The sequence below is a fragment of the Plantactinospora sp. WMMB782 genome (assembly GCF_049179135.1).
In the GTDB taxonomy this organism is placed as follows: Bacteria; Actinomycetota; Actinomycetes; order Mycobacteriales; family Micromonosporaceae; genus Plantactinospora.
On record NZ_JBMHMC010000007.1, the window covers coordinates 7839251 to 7854614 of the forward strand.

Annotated in this window: 13 protein-coding genes; all 13 read right to left on the reverse strand. The window is 73.8% G+C overall.

From position 1 onward, the window contains the following. Positions 1–16 precede the first annotated feature (16 nt). A complete protein-coding gene (locus tag ACN28A_RS36930) occupies positions 17–2131 on the reverse strand; it encodes a xanthine dehydrogenase family protein molybdopterin-binding subunit (protein ID WP_421404838.1) in 2115 nt (704 codons plus the stop codon). A 234-nt stretch (positions 2132–2365) separates the two neighbouring features. Beyond that, positions 2366–3940 (reverse strand): RsmB/NOP family class I SAM-dependent RNA methyltransferase, encoded by a 1575-nt coding sequence (locus ACN28A_RS36935; RefSeq protein ID WP_421403502.1) that lies wholly within the window; start codon positions 3938–3940, stop codon positions 2366–2368. Beyond that, on the reverse strand, positions 3937–4863 hold the full coding sequence (fmt, locus tag ACN28A_RS36940) for a methionyl-tRNA formyltransferase (protein ID WP_421403505.1): 927 nt from the start codon (positions 4861–4863) through the stop codon (positions 3937–3939). The genes ACN28A_RS36935 and fmt overlap by 4 nt, the downstream gene beginning before the upstream one ends. A gap of 7 nt (positions 4864–4870) precedes the next feature. Further along, complete coding sequence (def, locus tag ACN28A_RS36945) at positions 4871–5491, reverse strand: peptide deformylase (RefSeq protein ID WP_421403507.1); 621 nt, start codon at positions 5489–5491, stop codon at positions 4871–4873. Between the two features lie 218 nt (positions 5492–5709). After that, positions 5710–6696, reverse strand: coding sequence for an AAA family ATPase (locus ACN28A_RS36950; RefSeq protein ID WP_421403509.1), 987 nt, complete (start codon positions 6694–6696; stop codon positions 5710–5712). Between the two features lie 260 nt (positions 6697–6956). Further along, entirely contained in the window at positions 6957–9089 is a 2133-nt protein-coding gene (locus ACN28A_RS36955; RefSeq protein ID WP_421403510.1) for a primosomal protein N', read from the reverse strand. A 65-nt stretch (positions 9090–9154) separates the two neighbouring features. Then, on the reverse strand, positions 9155–10348 hold the full coding sequence (metK, locus tag ACN28A_RS36960) for a methionine adenosyltransferase (protein WP_421403512.1): 1194 nt from the start codon (positions 10346–10348) through the stop codon (positions 9155–9157). 90 nt (positions 10349–10438) lie between these two features. Next, positions 10439–11644: a bifunctional phosphopantothenoylcysteine decarboxylase/phosphopantothenate--cysteine ligase CoaBC gene (coaBC, locus tag ACN28A_RS36965; RefSeq protein ID WP_421403514.1), complete on the reverse strand. Its 1206-nt coding sequence runs from the start codon at positions 11642–11644 to the stop codon at positions 10439–10441. Between the two features lie 20 nt (positions 11645–11664). Then, the gene (gene rpoZ, locus ACN28A_RS36970; RefSeq protein WP_101366725.1) at positions 11665–11928 is read right to left on the reverse strand and encodes a DNA-directed RNA polymerase subunit omega; all 264 of its coding nucleotides are present in this window, start codon (positions 11926–11928) and stop codon (positions 11665–11667) included. 177 nt (positions 11929–12105) lie between these two features. Beyond that, entirely contained in the window at positions 12106–12618 is a 513-nt protein-coding gene (locus ACN28A_RS36975; RefSeq protein WP_421403516.1) for a guanylate kinase, read from the reverse strand. A 26-nt stretch (positions 12619–12644) separates the two neighbouring features. Continuing rightward, positions 12645–12962, reverse strand: a complete 318-nt coding sequence (gene mihF, locus ACN28A_RS36980; protein WP_101366727.1) for an integration host factor, actinobacterial type — start codon at positions 12960–12962, stop codon at positions 12645–12647. Positions 12963–13133: 171 nt separating this feature from the next. Beyond that, complete coding sequence (gene pyrF, locus ACN28A_RS36985; protein ID WP_421403519.1) at positions 13134–13976, reverse strand: orotidine-5'-phosphate decarboxylase; 843 nt, start codon at positions 13974–13976, stop codon at positions 13134–13136. A gap of 109 nt (positions 13977–14085) precedes the next feature. Then, entirely contained in the window at positions 14086–15360 is a 1275-nt protein-coding gene (locus tag ACN28A_RS36990; RefSeq protein WP_421403521.1) for an adenosylmethionine--8-amino-7-oxononanoate transaminase, read from the reverse strand. Between the last annotated feature and the right edge of the window lie 4 nt (positions 15361–15364).

The window sequence follows — 15364 nt, forward strand, 5'->3', positions numbered from 1 at the left end:
CCACCCCCGGCTCGGCTCACCCTCGGATCATGGCACCGTCGGCGAAGAACCGGTCCGGGGTGATCGGCAGGTCCCGCACCCGCACCCCGGTGGCGTGGTACACGGCGTTGGCGATCGCCGCCGCCGTACCCACGATGCCCAGCTCGCCGATGCCCTTGGAGCCCATCGGGTTGACGTACGGGTCCTCCTCGGCGAGCGTGTGCACCTCCACGCAACCGACGTCGGCGTTGGTGGCGATGTGGTACTCGGCGAGGTCGTGGTTGACCACGTGACCGAACCGGGGATCGAGCACGCACCGCTCGTGCAACGCCATCGACAGCCCCATCGTCATCCCGCCGAGCAGCTGCGACCGGCCCGTCTTCGGGTTGATGATCCGGCCGGCGGCGAAGACGCCGAGCAGCCGGGGCGCGCGTACCTCGCCGGTCGCCTCGTGCACCCGGACCTCGGCGAACTGCGCGCCGAAGGCGTACATCGAGAAGCGTTCCCGCTCCGGGTTCTCCGGCATGTCGGCACTCGCCTCGATCGGGTGCATCGGCGGGTCGGCGTGCTCGCCGGCCACCCGGGCGCGCAGCCGGCGGGCGGCCTCGACCACCGCACTGCCCCACGAGGTCATCCCGGACGAGCCGCCGGCCGCCATCGCCGGCGGCAGGTCGGTGTCGCCGATCCGCAGCTCGACCCGGTCGACGGGCACCCCGAGGGCGTCGGCGGCGATCTGGCTCAGCGAGGTCCAGGTGCCGGTGCCGAGGTCGGCGGCACCGATCAGGACGACGTACCGGCCGTCCGGCTCCAGCCGGATCGTCGCCGCCGAGCCGGGCAGCTGGTAGACCGGGTACATCGAGGCGGCCACCCCGGTGCCGACCAGCCAGCCGCCGGCCGCCCGCCGCACACCGGGTGTCGGATCCCGACCGGCCCAGCCGAACCGGCGGGCTCCCTCGCGCAGGCAGGTGACCAGGTTGCGGGTGGAGAACGGCTTGTCCAGCTCCGGATCGCGGGGCGGCTCGTTGGCGATCCGGAACTCGACCGGATCCTGCCCGCAGGCGATCGCCATCTCGTCCATCGCCGACTCCAGCGCGTACATCCCGGGGGCCTTGCCCGGGGCGCGCATGATCGTCGGTACCGGCACGTCGAGCCGGACCATCCGGTGCGTGGTGCTGCGGTGCTCCGCCGCGTACATCACCCGGGTCGGCGTGGCGGTCTGCTCGGCGAACTCCTTGTGCCGCGCGGTCTGCTGCACCACCGCGTGGCTCACCGCGACCAGCCGGCCGTCCGGCCCGGCGCCGAGCCGGATCCGCTGGATCGACGGGGTGCGGTAGCCGACCTGCGAGAACATCTGTTGCCGGCTGAGCGCCAGCTTCACCGGACGGCCGGGCACGGCGAACGCGGCCAGGATCGCCAGCACCACGTCCGGATGGGTGTGCAGCTTGCCGCCGAAAGCACCGCCGACGTGTGGCGAGACCACCCGGATCTGCTCCTCGTCGAGCCCGAAGAGGGTGGCCAGCGACTGCCGCAGCCGGTGCACGCCCTGGGTGCCCACGTGCAGGGTGAGCCGGTCGTCGACCCACTGCGCGATGGTGGCGTGCGGTTCCAGCTGGGCGTGCTGGTACCAGGGGGTGCTGTAGGTGGCGTCCAGGCGTACCGCCGCGCCGGCCAGCGCCGTCTCCGGGTCACCGAGCATGCTGTCGGTGGCGAACCCGCCGTTCATCACCTCCGGGGCGTACCGGTCCGGATGGTCGGCGTCGAGTACGACGTCGTGCGGACCGGGCCGGTAGTCCAGCTGCACCAGGTCGGCGGCGCACCGGGCGACCTCCGAGGTCTCCGCCACCACCCCGGCGACGAACTGCCCCCGGTACGCCACCTCGGGCGTCTGCAGGACGACCAGCTCCGGGTCGTCGAAGGAGGCGATCCGGGCCGCGTTCTCGTGGGTCAGCACCGCCAGCACGCCCGGCTCGGTGAGCGCCGCCTCGGCGTGCACGGCGACGACCCGGCCCACCGCCACCGTCGCCTGCACCGGAAACAGATAGACCGGCCGGTCGACCGGGTGCTCGAAGGCGTACCGGGCCGTCCCGGTGACCTTCGCCGGCCCGTCGAACCGGTCCAGCGGAGTGCCGATGACTCGGACCGGCAGGGTCATCCCGTCCACACCTGCAATGTATGTAACCCGACGCCCCCGTCCACCCGCTTTCGCCGGAAGCGTCACCCGCACATCGTCCGGCCGGCAGTGCCGGCGCCGGCGTGAGCGGACGGTGCCGCGCCGGTCCGGGGGCGGCGCGGCGTTGGTCCCGGGGGGCGGCGCGGCGTTGGTTCCGGGGGGCGGCGCGGCGTTGGTCGCGGACGGGACGGTGCGACGCCCGGTCGGGGCGGACGGTCAGGTTCGGCGGAGTACCGCCAGGAACATCGCGTCGGTGCCGTGCCGGTGCGGCCAGAGCTGCACGGTCGGGCCGTCGCCGAGACCGGGCATCCCGGCCGGCAGCAGCGGCCGGGCGTCGACGAAGTCGACCGACGCGCCGGAGCGGCGCGCCGCCTCGGTCACCGAGACGTGCGTCTCCACCACGTGCGGCGAGCAGGTCACGTAGGCCACCACGCCGCCGGGACGGACCGCCCGCAGCGCCGCACCGAGCAACTCCCGCTGCAACCGGGTCAGCGCCGGCAGGTCGGACGGCTGGCGGCGCCAGCGGGACTCCGGGCGCCGCCGCAGCGAGCCGAGACCGGTGCAGGGGGCGTCGACGAGTACCCGGTCGAAGGAGTCCTCCGGCAGGTCCTGGTCGCGGCCGACGGTCCGCCCGTCGGCGGTCAGCACGGTCACCGGCAGCCCGCGTACGGCCTGGGAGACCAGCCGGGCCCGGTGCTCGGCCACCTCGACGGCGGTTAGCCGGGCTCCCCGCTGCGCGGCCAGCGCGCCGAGCAGCCCGGCCTTGCCGCCCGGCCCGGCGCAGAGGTCCAGCCAGCGTTCGTCGCCGCCGTCGAGTTCGGCTGCGGTGAGCGCGGCGGCCACCAGCTGGGAACCCTCGTCCTGGACGTGCGCCCGGCCGTCGGCCAGCACCGCCAGCTCGCCGGGGGCACCGCCGGGCAGGTAGACCGCGTACGGCGAGAACGCGCCCGGCGCCCCGCCCACCTCGTCGGCCACCTCGACCGCGTCGGCCCGGCCCGGCCGGGCGCAGAGGTGCACCGCCGGCCGCTGGTTGTCCTCGATCAGCAGCCGGGTGGTCTCGGCCAGGTCGCCGCCGAGCGCCTCGGCGAAGGAGCGCACGATCCACTCCGGATGGCTGTGCGTGAGCGCCAGGTTGCCGACCGGATCGGTCTCGGCCGACGGGGCCAGCTCGGCCAGCCAGGTGTCCAGGTCCTTGCCGGCGACCTCCCGCAGCACGGCGTTGGCGAACCCGGACGCCCCCGGGGCGAGCGAGCGGACCAGGTCGACGGTTGCCGAGACGGCGGCGTGCGGCGGGACCCGGGTGTAGAGGATCTGGTAGGCGCCGAGCCGCAGGGCGTCCCGGGGCTGCGGGTCGATCCGGGCCACCTCCCGGCCGGCGGCGGCGGTGAGGATCGCGTCCAGGGTGCCCCGGACCCGCAGCGTGCCGTAGGTCAGCTCGGTGGCGAAGGCGGCGTCCCGGCCGTGCAGCCGCCGGTCGCGCAGGATGCCGGGCAGGACCAGGTTCGCGTACGCGTCGTCCCGGTGCACCGCCTCGATCGCCTCGTACGCCGCCTGCCGGGGCAGGTCCACCGCCGGCCGCCCCGTCCGGACCGGCCGCCCGTCCCGCCGGTCGCCGCCCCGTCCGGCACGTCCCCGGTCGTCGCGTCCCCGGTCGTCGCGTCCCCGGTCGTCGCGTCCCCGGTCGGGGCGCCCGCGACCGTCACGCCCCTGGTCGGTACGTCCCCGGGCGTCGCGGTCCCGGCCGGCACCGGCCCGTGGGGTGCCGCCGAACTGTCCGGTACGGTCGCTCACCCGAACTGCTCCCCTGCCGCGACCCGGACGCCCCGGGCCCAGTCGGTCGCCGCCATGGCGCGTTTGCCGGCCGCCCGCACCTCGCCCAGCTCCACAGGTGTGCTCGCGGTACCCGCCAGCACCCGGCCCCGCTCCACCAGCAGCTCGCCGGACTTGAGTTCGGGCCCGTTGCCGACCGGCCGCACCGGGCCGAGCTTGACCCGGTCACCCCGGAAGGTGGTCCAGGCACCTGGTGCCGGAGTGGCCGCCCGGATCCGCCGGTCCACCGCGAAGGACGGCTCCGACCAGCGCACCTCGCCGTCCGCGACGGTCAGCTTCGGCGCCAGCGTCACCCCGTCGGCCGGCTGCGGGACCGCCCGGGCGCCGCCCTGGCCGATCGCGTCGAGCACGCCGACCAGAAGCCCGGCACCGCTGCTGGCGAGCCGCTCCAGCAGGTCACCTGAGGTGTCTGTCGGGCGGATCTCCTCGGTCACGGTGCCGAAGACCGGCCCGGTGTCCAGCCCGGCCTCCAGTTGGAAGACGCTGGCGCCGGTGAGCTGGTCGCCGTGCAGCACCGCGTGCTGCACCGGGGCGGCACCGCGCCAGGCGGGCAGCAGCGAGAAGTGCAGGTTGACCCAGCCGTACGCGGGGATCTCCAGTGCCTCGGGCGGCACCAGCGCGCCGTACGCGACCACCGGTACGCAGTCCGGGGCGAGCGCGCGCAGCCGGTCGAGGAACTCCGGCTCCCGGGGCCGGGCCGGGGTGAGCACCTCGATCCCCCGCTCGTCGGCCCAGGCGCCGACGGGTGACCGGAGCAGCCCCCGGCCCCGCCCGGCCGGGGCGTCCGGCCGGGTCACCACGGCCAGCAGTTCGTGCCCGGAGGCGGCGATGGCGTCCAGGCTGGGCAGGGCGACGGCCGGCGTACCGGCGAAGATCAGGCGCACCGGCCGGTCACCGACCCAGGCCGAACGGGCTGGCGGAACGCTCGGAGCCGCCCAGTCCCAGCTTGGCGGCGAACCCCTGGCGCCGGTTGGCCGGCGGGTCGTGCGGGCTGACCTTGACCGTCGGCGGGGCGTCGGTGTCGTACCAGTCCGCCGCCCGGATCGCCTTCATCGCCTCCTTGCGCCCCTCGGCGTCGAGGCGGTCCAGGAAGAGCACCCCGTCGAGGTGGTCGGTCTCGTGCTGCACGCACCGGGCCATCAACCCGGTGCCGACGATCTGCATCGGGTCGCCGTACTCGTTGAAGCCCTTGGCGACGACGTTGAGCCGGCGCTTGGTGTCGAAGTAGAGCCCGGGGATGGAGAGGCAGCCCTCCGGGCCGTCCTGCTCGTCGGAGTCGGGGAACTCCAGCACCGGGTTGACCAGGTGCCCGAGCACGTCGTCGACGTCGAAGGCGAACACCCGCAGGCCCACCCCGAGCTGCGGCGCGGCGAGGCCGGCGCCGTTCTGCTCCCGCATCGTGTCGGTCAGGTCGGCGACCAGTTTGCGCAGCTCGGCGTCGAAGTCGACGACGGGGTCGGCCGGGGTGCGCAGCACCGGGTCCCCGAACAGGCGGATGGGCTGGACGGTCACGCGGGACGGCTCCTTCACGGATGGGTTCGGTGGTGCCACACCCAGTCTACGGGCGCGCCTGGCGACCGACGGGCGAGCCGGTCCGGGCCGGGTCGGGCGGACCGGAGGTCGGGACGGCAGTCGGGCCGGCCGTCGAGCCGGCCGTGGCCCGGATCACGGCGCTGTGCCGCCTGGCCGGACTGCGCCGGCCCGCCGGACGCTGCCCCGGGGGAGGCTGGTCAGGGCTGGGTGCCCGGCTCACCGGCCAGTACGACGGCGTCGGTGCGCTCCAGGATGTGCTCGGGCAGCGGAAGCGCCGTACCGTGCGCGGCGTCCCAGTCGTAGATCACGCTCAGTCCGACCTCGGCCCGGAAGTACTCGATGGCGCTGAGCCCGCCGACCACCGGCTCGTCGCACTCGGCGACGAGTTGCCCCGGCACCAGCTTGAAGCCGTTGCGCAGTGCGGCGCTGAGCCGGCGGTGCCCGTCGACCACGAAGAACTTCTCGCCGGTGTAGCCGATCCGCAGCGGCTCCAGGGCCTCCTCGCCGGCCTGCCCGACCTGGGCGACGAAGTCCGACTCCCAGAGCCCGCGCAGCCCCTGGATCTCCTGGGTGGGATAGATCCTGGCCGGGTCGAGCAGCAGCAGCGGCGGGGTGTCCCGCAGGATCTGCTGGCCGAACGCACCCTCGTAGGCGGCGATGACGTGCTCGACGACCTCGTCCGCCGAGGCTTTCGTGCTGTCGCAGATCAGGTCGTAGTTGCGCAGCTTCGCCTTGTCGACGCCGTACCGGACGAGGAAGCGGTTGCGCTCGCTCTCGCTGCGCTCCTGGAGCTTGGCCCGGGCCTCCTCGATGGAGGTGTAGCTCTCGGCCGGGCCGGAGGGCCGGGCCAACACCCGGCGGGCCGCCTCGGTCGGCTCGGTGATCATGTGGATCTTCAGGGCGTCCTTGAAGAAGTGCCAGGCGAGCCGGCTGTCCACGATCAACTGCTCGCCGGAGTCGGCGATGTCCTGCTGGAGCTGGTCGACATAGCCGTCGACCGCCTGGTCCAGCTCGGCGTGCAGGTTGAGCTGGAGCGCTGTCATCTGCCGCTGCTGGGCCATCTCGCGGTAGAGGTCACCGACGCTCACCCGGCGCAGGCCGAGCCGCTTGGCGAGCTCGATGGAGACGGTGCTCTTGCCACTGCCGAGGTCACCGTTCAGGACGATCGACTGACGACCGGTCACGACCTACCCACCCCTGATCGCAGGTTGTTCGATATTTGGTACGCCGAACCGGCGCGGTCACTCTCCGTCACGCGTCAGGCGTGCAGCAGATGGGCGATGGTATCACCCGAATCCCCACCCACCGGTCGGACTCCGCGTCCGTCGGAGTTCCGATACCCACCGAGAGTCAGGGCCGAAACCACCCTCCGTGTCGGATTCCGAACGCCGGACCGCCGCCCGACCGGAGCCGGCCTGCATCCGGAGGGCAGCCGACGGACGTTTCAGAAGATGTCCTGCGGGTCGACCTGGATCCGCACCGGCTGGCCGGCCTTGCGGGCCGTCCGGACCCCGGCCGCCTCGTGCAGGGCCAGCGCCAGTGCCGGCGCCTGGGACCGGGGCACCCGGACCAGCATCCGCTGCTGCCCGTCCGGCGCCGGCACCGGGCCGAGCACCTCGGCGGCCGGCGGCAGCCGGGCCTCGTCGAGCAGTTCCGCCACCGCCGCCGCCGTCCCGGTCAGGCTGGCCATCCGGGCGGCCGGCGGAAAGCCCAGCTCACGCCGCTCGGCAAGCTCCCGGCCGGCGAACCAGCCCGGATCCCAGCGCAGCAGCGCCTGCACCGGGGCCAGCGACCCGTCCGCGACCACCACCACCCGACCGCCGGCCGGGCCGGGCCGGGCCAGCGCCGCCGCCGCCAGCCAGCGACGCAGCGCCTCCTCCCCGGCCCGCAGGTCGGCCCGGGTCAGCAACGCCCAGGAGTCGAGCAGCAGCACCGCGCCGTAACCGCCGTCGGCCACCGGCTCGGCGCCCGGCGTGGCGATCACCAGACCCGCCTCACCGGGCACACCGCGCAGCACCTCCTCCCGGCCGGAGGTGCGGACCGGCACGCCGGGGAACGCCCGCCCGAGTTCCTCGGCGGTCCGCCGGGCACCCACCACCGCCGCGCGCAGCCGCCGCCCGCCGCACTGCGGGCAGGCGTACCCGGCGGCGACCCGGGCGCACCAGCGGCAGGCCGGGACGGAGCCTGCCGAGCGCAGGGCGAGCGGGCCGGCGCAGTGCGGGCACCGGGCCGGCGCCCGGCAGTGTGCGCAGGCCACCGCCGGCAGGTAGCCGCGCCGGGGCACCTGCACGAGTACCGGCGTGTCGGCCTTCAGCGCCGCCCGGGCCGCCTCCCAGGCCAGGCTCGGCAGCCGGGCCGAGGCGGCGGCGGGGTCGCGGGCCAGCTGCGGGTCGTCACCGGTCGGCGTGATCCTCGGGGTACGCGCCCGCAGCGTCGACCGGTCCGGCACGATCTCCTTCGCCCAGCCCGTCTCGATGAGCAGTCGCGACTCGGCGGTCCGGGCGTACCCGCCGACGAGTACCGCCGCGTCGCCGAGCCGCGCCCGGGTGAGCAGCACCTCCCGGGCGTGCGGGTACGGCGCCCGGGGTTCGGCGTGCAGGTCGTCCCCGTCGTCCCAGATCGCCACCAGTCCGAGGTCGGTGACCGGGGCGAACATCGCGGCCCGGGTACCGATGACCACCGGCACCCGGCCCCGGCAGGCGGCCAGGAACGCCCGGTACCGGCGGGCCGGCCCGAGTGCCGCGGAGAGCGCGACGTGCCGCCCGGCGCCGAGCAGGGCGGTGAGCGCGGCGTCGAGGCGTTCCAGGTCCCGGGCGTCGGCCACCACCGCCACCACGCCCCGGCCGCCGCGCACGGTCGCCGCCGCCGCCTCGGCGAACCGGGCCGGCCAGTCCTCGCCGGGCAGCGCCGACCAGACGGCCCGGGGTGCCCGCCCGTCGGCCAGCGCCCGCAGGAATCCCGGCCCGGCCGGATAGTCCGGCCAGCCCTCGTCGGCCGGCACCGTGACCGGCTCGGCGCGAACCTCCCCGACCGCACCGGCCCTGTCGACGGCAGCCGCCTTTCCGACGGCACCGGGGGCCACGACGGCAGCCACGTCGTCGACGGCACCGGCCTCCGCGACGGCAGCCGCGTTGCCGACGGCACCGGCCTCCACAACGGCAGCCACATCGCTGACGGCACCGGCCTCCGCGACAGTGGCGGGCTTCCCGACGGCAGCGGGGGCCTCGACGGCAGTGGCGTCGGGTGCCGGCGTGGGAGGGGTGGTCTCGCGTTCGACCCGGGCGTGCCGGGGCGGGACGGCCAGCCGCAGCACGTCGGCGAGGTTGCCGGCGTACCGGTCGGCGACCGCCCGGGCCAGCCGGGCGATCTCCGGGGTCAGCACCGGTTCGGGCGAGACAAGCCGCTCCAGGTAGTTCAGCCGGCCGTCGTGTGCGGAGAGTTCGGCCCGGTCCAGCAGCCAGCCGTCGACCAGCTGGCCGGCGAAGCGGACCCGGACCCGGGTGCCCGGCCGGGCCTGCTCGGCCAGTTCCGCCGGGACCAGGTAGTCGAAGGGCCGGTCCAGGTGGGCCAGTGGCACGTCGACGCAGACGCGAGCGACCGGCAGCCCGGATGCGGGCTGCCGGTCGCTGCGCTTGCCGGTCGTCAGGCTCCCGCGGCCGACTTGAGGTCGGCGGCGCGGTCCGTGCTCTCCCAGGTCAGGTCGGGCAGCTCACGGCCGAAGTGGCCGTATGCGGCGGTCTGCCGGTAGATCGGGCGGAGCAGGTGCAGGTCCCGGATGATCGCCGCCGGCCGGAGGTCGAAGACCTCGCGGACCGCGTGCTCGATCCGGTCCACCGGCACGTTCTCGGTGCCGAAGGTCTCGATGAAGGTGCTCACCGGGTGCGCCTTGCCGATCGCGTACGCCACCTGGACCTCGCAGCGCTCGGCCAGCCCGGCGGCGACCACGTTCTTCGCCACCCAGCGGGTCGCGTACGCGGCCGAGCGGTCGACCTTGGAGGGGTCCTTGCCGGAGAACGCCCCGCCGCCGTGCCGGGCGTACCCGCCGTAGGTGTCAACGATGATCTTGCGGCCGGTCAGCCCGGCGTCGCCCATCGGGCCGCCGATCTCGAACCGGCCGGTCGGGTTGACGAGCAGCCGGTAGCCGCTGATGTCGAGGCCCAGCTCCTCCAGCTCCGGCGCGATGACGTGCTCGCGGATGTCCGGGGTGAGCAGCGACTCCAGCGAGATGTCGGCGGCGTGCTGGCTGGAGACCACCACCGTGTCGAGCCGGACGGGGCGCAGCCCGTCGTACTCGATCGTCACCTGGGTCTTGCCGTCCGGTCGCAGGTAGGGGATGGTCCCGTCCTTGCGGGTGGCGGAGAGCCGGCGGGCCAGCCGGTGCGCCAGGGCGATCGGCAGCGGCATCAGCTCGGGCGTCTCCGAGCAGGCGAAGCCGAACATCATGCCCTGGTCGCCGGCGCCCTGGGCGTCCAGCGCGCTCTCCGAGGAGCCGGAGCGCAGCTCGAGCGCGCTGTCCACACCCTGCGCGATGTCCGGCGACTGCGAGCCGATCGACACGCTGACGCCGCAGGAAGCGCCGTCGAAGCCCTTCTTCGACGAGTCGTAGCCGATACCGAGGATCGTCTCGCGGACGATCGCCGGGATGTCGGCGTACGCCTTCGTGGTCACCTCGCCCGCGACGTGCACCTGGCCGGTCGTGATGAGAGTTTCGACCGCGACCCGGCTCCGCGGATCCTGGTCCAGCAGCGCGTCGAGAATGCCGTCGCTGATCTGGTCAGCGATCTTGTCGGGGTGGCCTTCCGTGACCGACTCCGAGGTGAACAAGCGACGTACCACGGTGCTCCTAAAGATTCCGAATTCAGTTGACGCGGCAGTGTAGTCACGGCCGCCCGGTCCCCCGACCCTGCCCGGTAGCGTGCTGCCCGGTCATGACAGGCCGGTTAAGCGCGTTACTACCAGATCCCAGACGCCGTCGGCGAGATCTTCCTTGGATTGCTCCGGAAACGCTGTCGTCGAACCATCAGCGCCGAGTACGACCGCGGTGTTGTGGTCGGCACCGAACACCTTGTCCGGCCCCACCTCGTTGACCACGATGAGGTCGGCCCGCTTACGGGCCAGCTTGGCCCGGGCGTTGGCCTCGGCGTCGCTGGTCTCGGCGGCGAAGGCGACGAGCACCTGCTCCGGTCGCCGACGCTCGCCCAGCTCGGCGGCGATGTCGGGGTTGGCCACCAGTTCGACGGTGAGCGCGCCGCCCCGGTCCGACTTCTTGATCTTCTGGGCGGCGTACGTCGCCGGCCGGAAGTCCGCCGGTGCCGCCGCCATCACCACGGCGTCGGCGGTCTCGGCGGCCTCCAGGGTGGCCTTGCGCAGCTCCTCGGTGGTCGAGACCCGGACCACCTCCGCGCCGGCCGGGTCCGGCAGGGCGACGTTCGCGGCGACGAGCGTCACCCGGGCTCCCCGGGCCACCGCCGTGCGGGCGAAGGCGTAGCCCTGCTTGCCCGACGAGCGGTTGCCGAGGAACCGGACCGGGTCCAGCGGCTCGCGGGTGCCACCGGCGGTCACCACCACCCGCCGACCGGCCAGGTCGCGGGGTTCGGCGACGCCCCGGGCCAGCACCCGGCGGGCCACCGCGAAGATCTCGGCCGGGTCCGGCAGCCGGCCCTTGCCGGTGTCGGCGCCGGTCAGCCGGCCGCTCGCCGGCTCGATCACCAGCACGCCCCGGCGGCGCAGCGTGGCCACGTTCTCCGCCGTGGCCGGGTGCTCCCACATCTCGGTGTGCATCGCCGGGGCGAGCACCACCGGGCAGCGGGCGGTCAGCAGGGTGTTGCTGAGCAGGTCGTCGGCGAGCCCGTGCGCGGCCCTGGCCAGCAGGTCGGCCGTTGCCGGGGCGACCACCACCAGGTCGGCGGCCTGGCCGAGCCGGACGTGCGGCACCTCGTGCACGTCGGCCCAGACGTCGTCGGCGACCGGCTGGCCGCTCAGGGCCGCCCAGGTCGGCGCACCGACGAAATGCAGCGCGGAGGCGGTCGGCACCACCCGGACCCGGTGCCCCGACTCGGTGAAGAGCCGGAGCAGCTCGCAGGCCTTGTAGGCGGCGATTCCGCCGCCCACCCCGAGCACGACCTCGGTCATCGCGAACGCCCGGTGCGGCCCTACGGCTGGTCGGTCGGCTCGGCGGTGAGCAGACCGGCGTTGATCTCCCGCATCGCGATCGAGAGCGGCTTCTCCTGCGGAGTGGTCTCCACCAGCGGGCCGACGTACTCGAGCAGGCCCTCGCCGAGCTGGCTGTAGTAGGCGTTCACCTGGCGGGCACGCTTGGCGGCGAAGATCACCAGAGCGTACTTCGAGGTGGTCTTCTCGAGCAGCTCGTCGATCGGCGGGTTGGTGATGCCTTCGGGACTGGCGATGGATCCCACGGGAGATAAACCTCGGTGTCTCTCGACCGCCGGGCGTGGCGGTCGGGTCGGAGTTGGCTCAGGTCTGTGCCCGACTCGGTCTGTGCCCGACCCGAATCCGCGCCGACCGGACCGGCATGACCCCTGGCGGGGCGAACCGGCATGACCCCTGGCGGGGAAGGCCCGGGTCGGCGTGTCTCAGGTCGGCGTCAGAAAGGACGAACCGAGCAAGCTTACCAGTTCGTCAGCGGCACGCCCGACAACGTCGTTGACGACCGTGGCGTCGAATTCCCGACCGGCCGCGTCGGCGTCGGCCCGGCTCGGGGCGAGGTAGACCAGTCGGGCCGACGGCAGCGCCGTGCGCACCTGGCGGGCCCCGCGCAGGTCGATGGGGAGCAGCACCGGCCGACCGGTCGACAACCGGAGCCGCACCGGCCCGGCGGGGGTGCCGTACCGGTGGACGCCGATGTCCGACCACTCCAGCAGCGCCCCGCCGTCGAGCAGCCGGCCGAACTCGGCCCGGTCGACGAAGTGGTAGTGCACCCCGTCGACCTCGTATCGCCGAGCGGGGCGGGTGGTGACCGGGACCGGCAGCCACAGCCGTGGCGATCGGGCCCGGACGAGTTGCGTCACGCTGTCCTTGCCGGCCCCGGAGGGACCGGCAAGGACCGTGAGACGAGCCGCTGGGCGGACATCGTCATGCGTACCCACTGCTTGTTTCTACACGGCGGCTGGAGCTAGTTCGCCGAGAATTCTCCAAGCAGTGCCTTGCGCTGCTGCTCGCCGAGGCCACGGAGGCGACGGCTGTCGGCGATCTTGAGCTTCTCCATGATCTGGGTGGCTCGGATCTTGCCGATTCCCGGCATGGCCTGAAGTACGGCCGATACCTTCAGCTTGCCGACGACGTCGTCCGACTCCGCACGGTCGAGGACGGCGGCGAGGTTGGTCTTGCCCTGCTTGAGCTCTTCCTTGAGCTTCGCCCGGGCCTTGCGGATCTCCGCGGCCTTCTCCAGCGCGGCTGCGCGCTGTTCGGGGCTCAGTTGGGGGAGCGGCACCAGTTCTCCTCAGGTCCCTATCGCGACGGGCGGGACGCGCCGTCGCATCTGTGAAACGTGGTGTGCCTGGCAACCAAAGGGGTATGTGGTTCCCAGCGCGGGGAAAACTAGCGGCCATCGGAGCTTTCGGCAACGTGGGCACGCCATGATCATGTCAGCGTAATCGGAAGATCACTGACCGGCAGCGGTCAGTGCGGCCCGACAATCGGCGAGCGTCCGGTCCACCGCGGCGCGCAGCGCGGCCGACTCCGGGCCCGCTCCGAGCACCTCCCGGGAGTACGACGGGAGCACCTTGGCGAGCTCGCCGCCGAAGACCGTACGCAGGTCGTCGGGGCGTGCACCTTGCGCGCCGAGGCCCGGAGCGAGCAGCGGGCCGCCCACCCCGGAGAGGTCGTGTCCGGTCTCGCCGACGGTGGCGCCGACCACCAGCCCGAAGCTACCGAGCGGTTCCGCACCCCTGTTGAGCTGCGAAATCTCTTCGATGATCGTTTGCGCGACCGTCCGTCCGTCCGCGCCGACGGCACGCTGCACGCTCGCGCCCTCGGGGTTCGAGGTGAGCGCCAGCACGAAGACGCCGCCGCCGTACTTGCGTGCCGTGTCGAACATCGGGGCGAGCGAGCCGACCCCGAGGAAGGGGCTCGCGGTGATCGCGTCGACATACATCGGGCTGGATGGATCGAGGTACGCGTCGGCGTACGCGGCGACCGTGGAGCCGATGTCGCCGCGCTTGACGTCAAGCAGAACGAGCGCTCCCGCGCCCCGCAACTGTCGGATAATTGACTCAAGAACTCCGACCCCGCGCGAGCCGAACCGCTCGAAAAACGCCGACTGCGGCTTGAAGACCGCGACCCGGTCGCCGAGCGCCTCGACCACCGTCCCGCAGAACCGGGTCAACCCGTCGACGTCGTCGGGCAACCCCCAGCGGGCGAGCAGTCCGGGGTGCGGGTCGATGCCGACGCAGAGCTGTCCGCGCTCCGCCATCGCCCGGTGCAACCGACTGCCGAAGTTCTCCATCGGACTCTCCCTCCTCCGACGACCACCGTGACCCTCTGCCAGGTAGCCGCGACCATCTGTCAGGTACACCCGGCCGTCGACCGCCCGGTGCACGGGCGAGCGGTGCCGGTCAGCCGGCGGCGGCAGCGGCGCCGATCGCCGTACAGATCCGGGACAGGTCGGCGTCGCCGGTGACGTACGGCGGCATCGTGTAGACCAGATCCCGGAACGGGCGCAGCCAGACCCCGTGTGCCGCCGCCGCTTCGGTCGCCTCGGCCAGCTTCACGTCGTGGTCGAGCTGCACCACACCGATCGCGCCGAGCACCCGGACGTCGGCCACCCCGGCGGCGCCCCGTAACGGCGCCAGGCCGGCCGAGAGCGCGGCGGAGATCCTCGAAACGTCGGATGCCCAGTTTCCGGCCTCCAGCAGCCCGATGGAGGCGTTCGCGACGGCACAGGAAAGCGGGTTCCCCATGAAGGTCGGACCGTGCGCCAGCACCCCGGTCGCGGAGATGCCGTCGGCGACCGCCGGGGTGCAGAGCGTGGCGGCCAGGCTCAGGTAGCCGCCGGTGAGCGCCTTGCCCAGGCACATCACGTCCGGGGTGACCCGAGCGTGCTCCGCCGCGAAGAGCGCCCCGGTCCGGCCGAAGCCGGTGGCGATCTCGTCGAAGATCAGCACGATGTCGTGCGCGGTGCAGACCTCCCGGAGCAGCCGCAGGTACTCCGGGTTGTGGAAGCGCATCCCGCCGGCACCCTGCACCACCGGCTCGACGACCACCGCCGCCAGTTCGCCCGCGTGCCGGTGCAGCGCGTCGGCGAGCGCGCTCGCGTACGCCGGGTCGACCGGGGTGTCGACGCCGGGCGGGGGCGGGCCGGCGAAGACCTGCCGGGGCAGTACGCCGGTCCAGAGCGAGTGCATCCCGCCCTCGGGGTCGCAGACGCTCATCGGGTGGAAGGTGTCCCCGTGGTAGCCGCCCCGCCAGGTCGCCAGCCGGTGCCGCTCCGGCCGCCCCCGGCCCCGCTGGTACAGCACCGCCATCTTGACCGCCACCTCGACCGAGACCGAGCCGGAGTCGCAGAGGAAGACGTGCTCCAGGCCGGGTGGGGTGAGCCGGACCAGGGTGCCGGCGAGCCGGACGGCGGGCTCGTGGGTCAGCCCGCCGAACATCACGTGGCTCATCCGGCCGAGCTGGTCGGTGACGGCGGCGTCCAGCACCGGATGCCGGTAGCCGTGGATCGCCGCCCACCACGACGACATCCCGTCGACGAGTTCCCGCCCGTCGGCCAGGCGCAGCCGCACCCCCTCGGCGCCGGACACCACGTACGGGTCGGTGCGGGCCGGCATCGGGGCGTACGGGTGCCAGACGTGCGCCCGGTCGGCCTCGACGATCTGCGCCGGGGTCATCGGC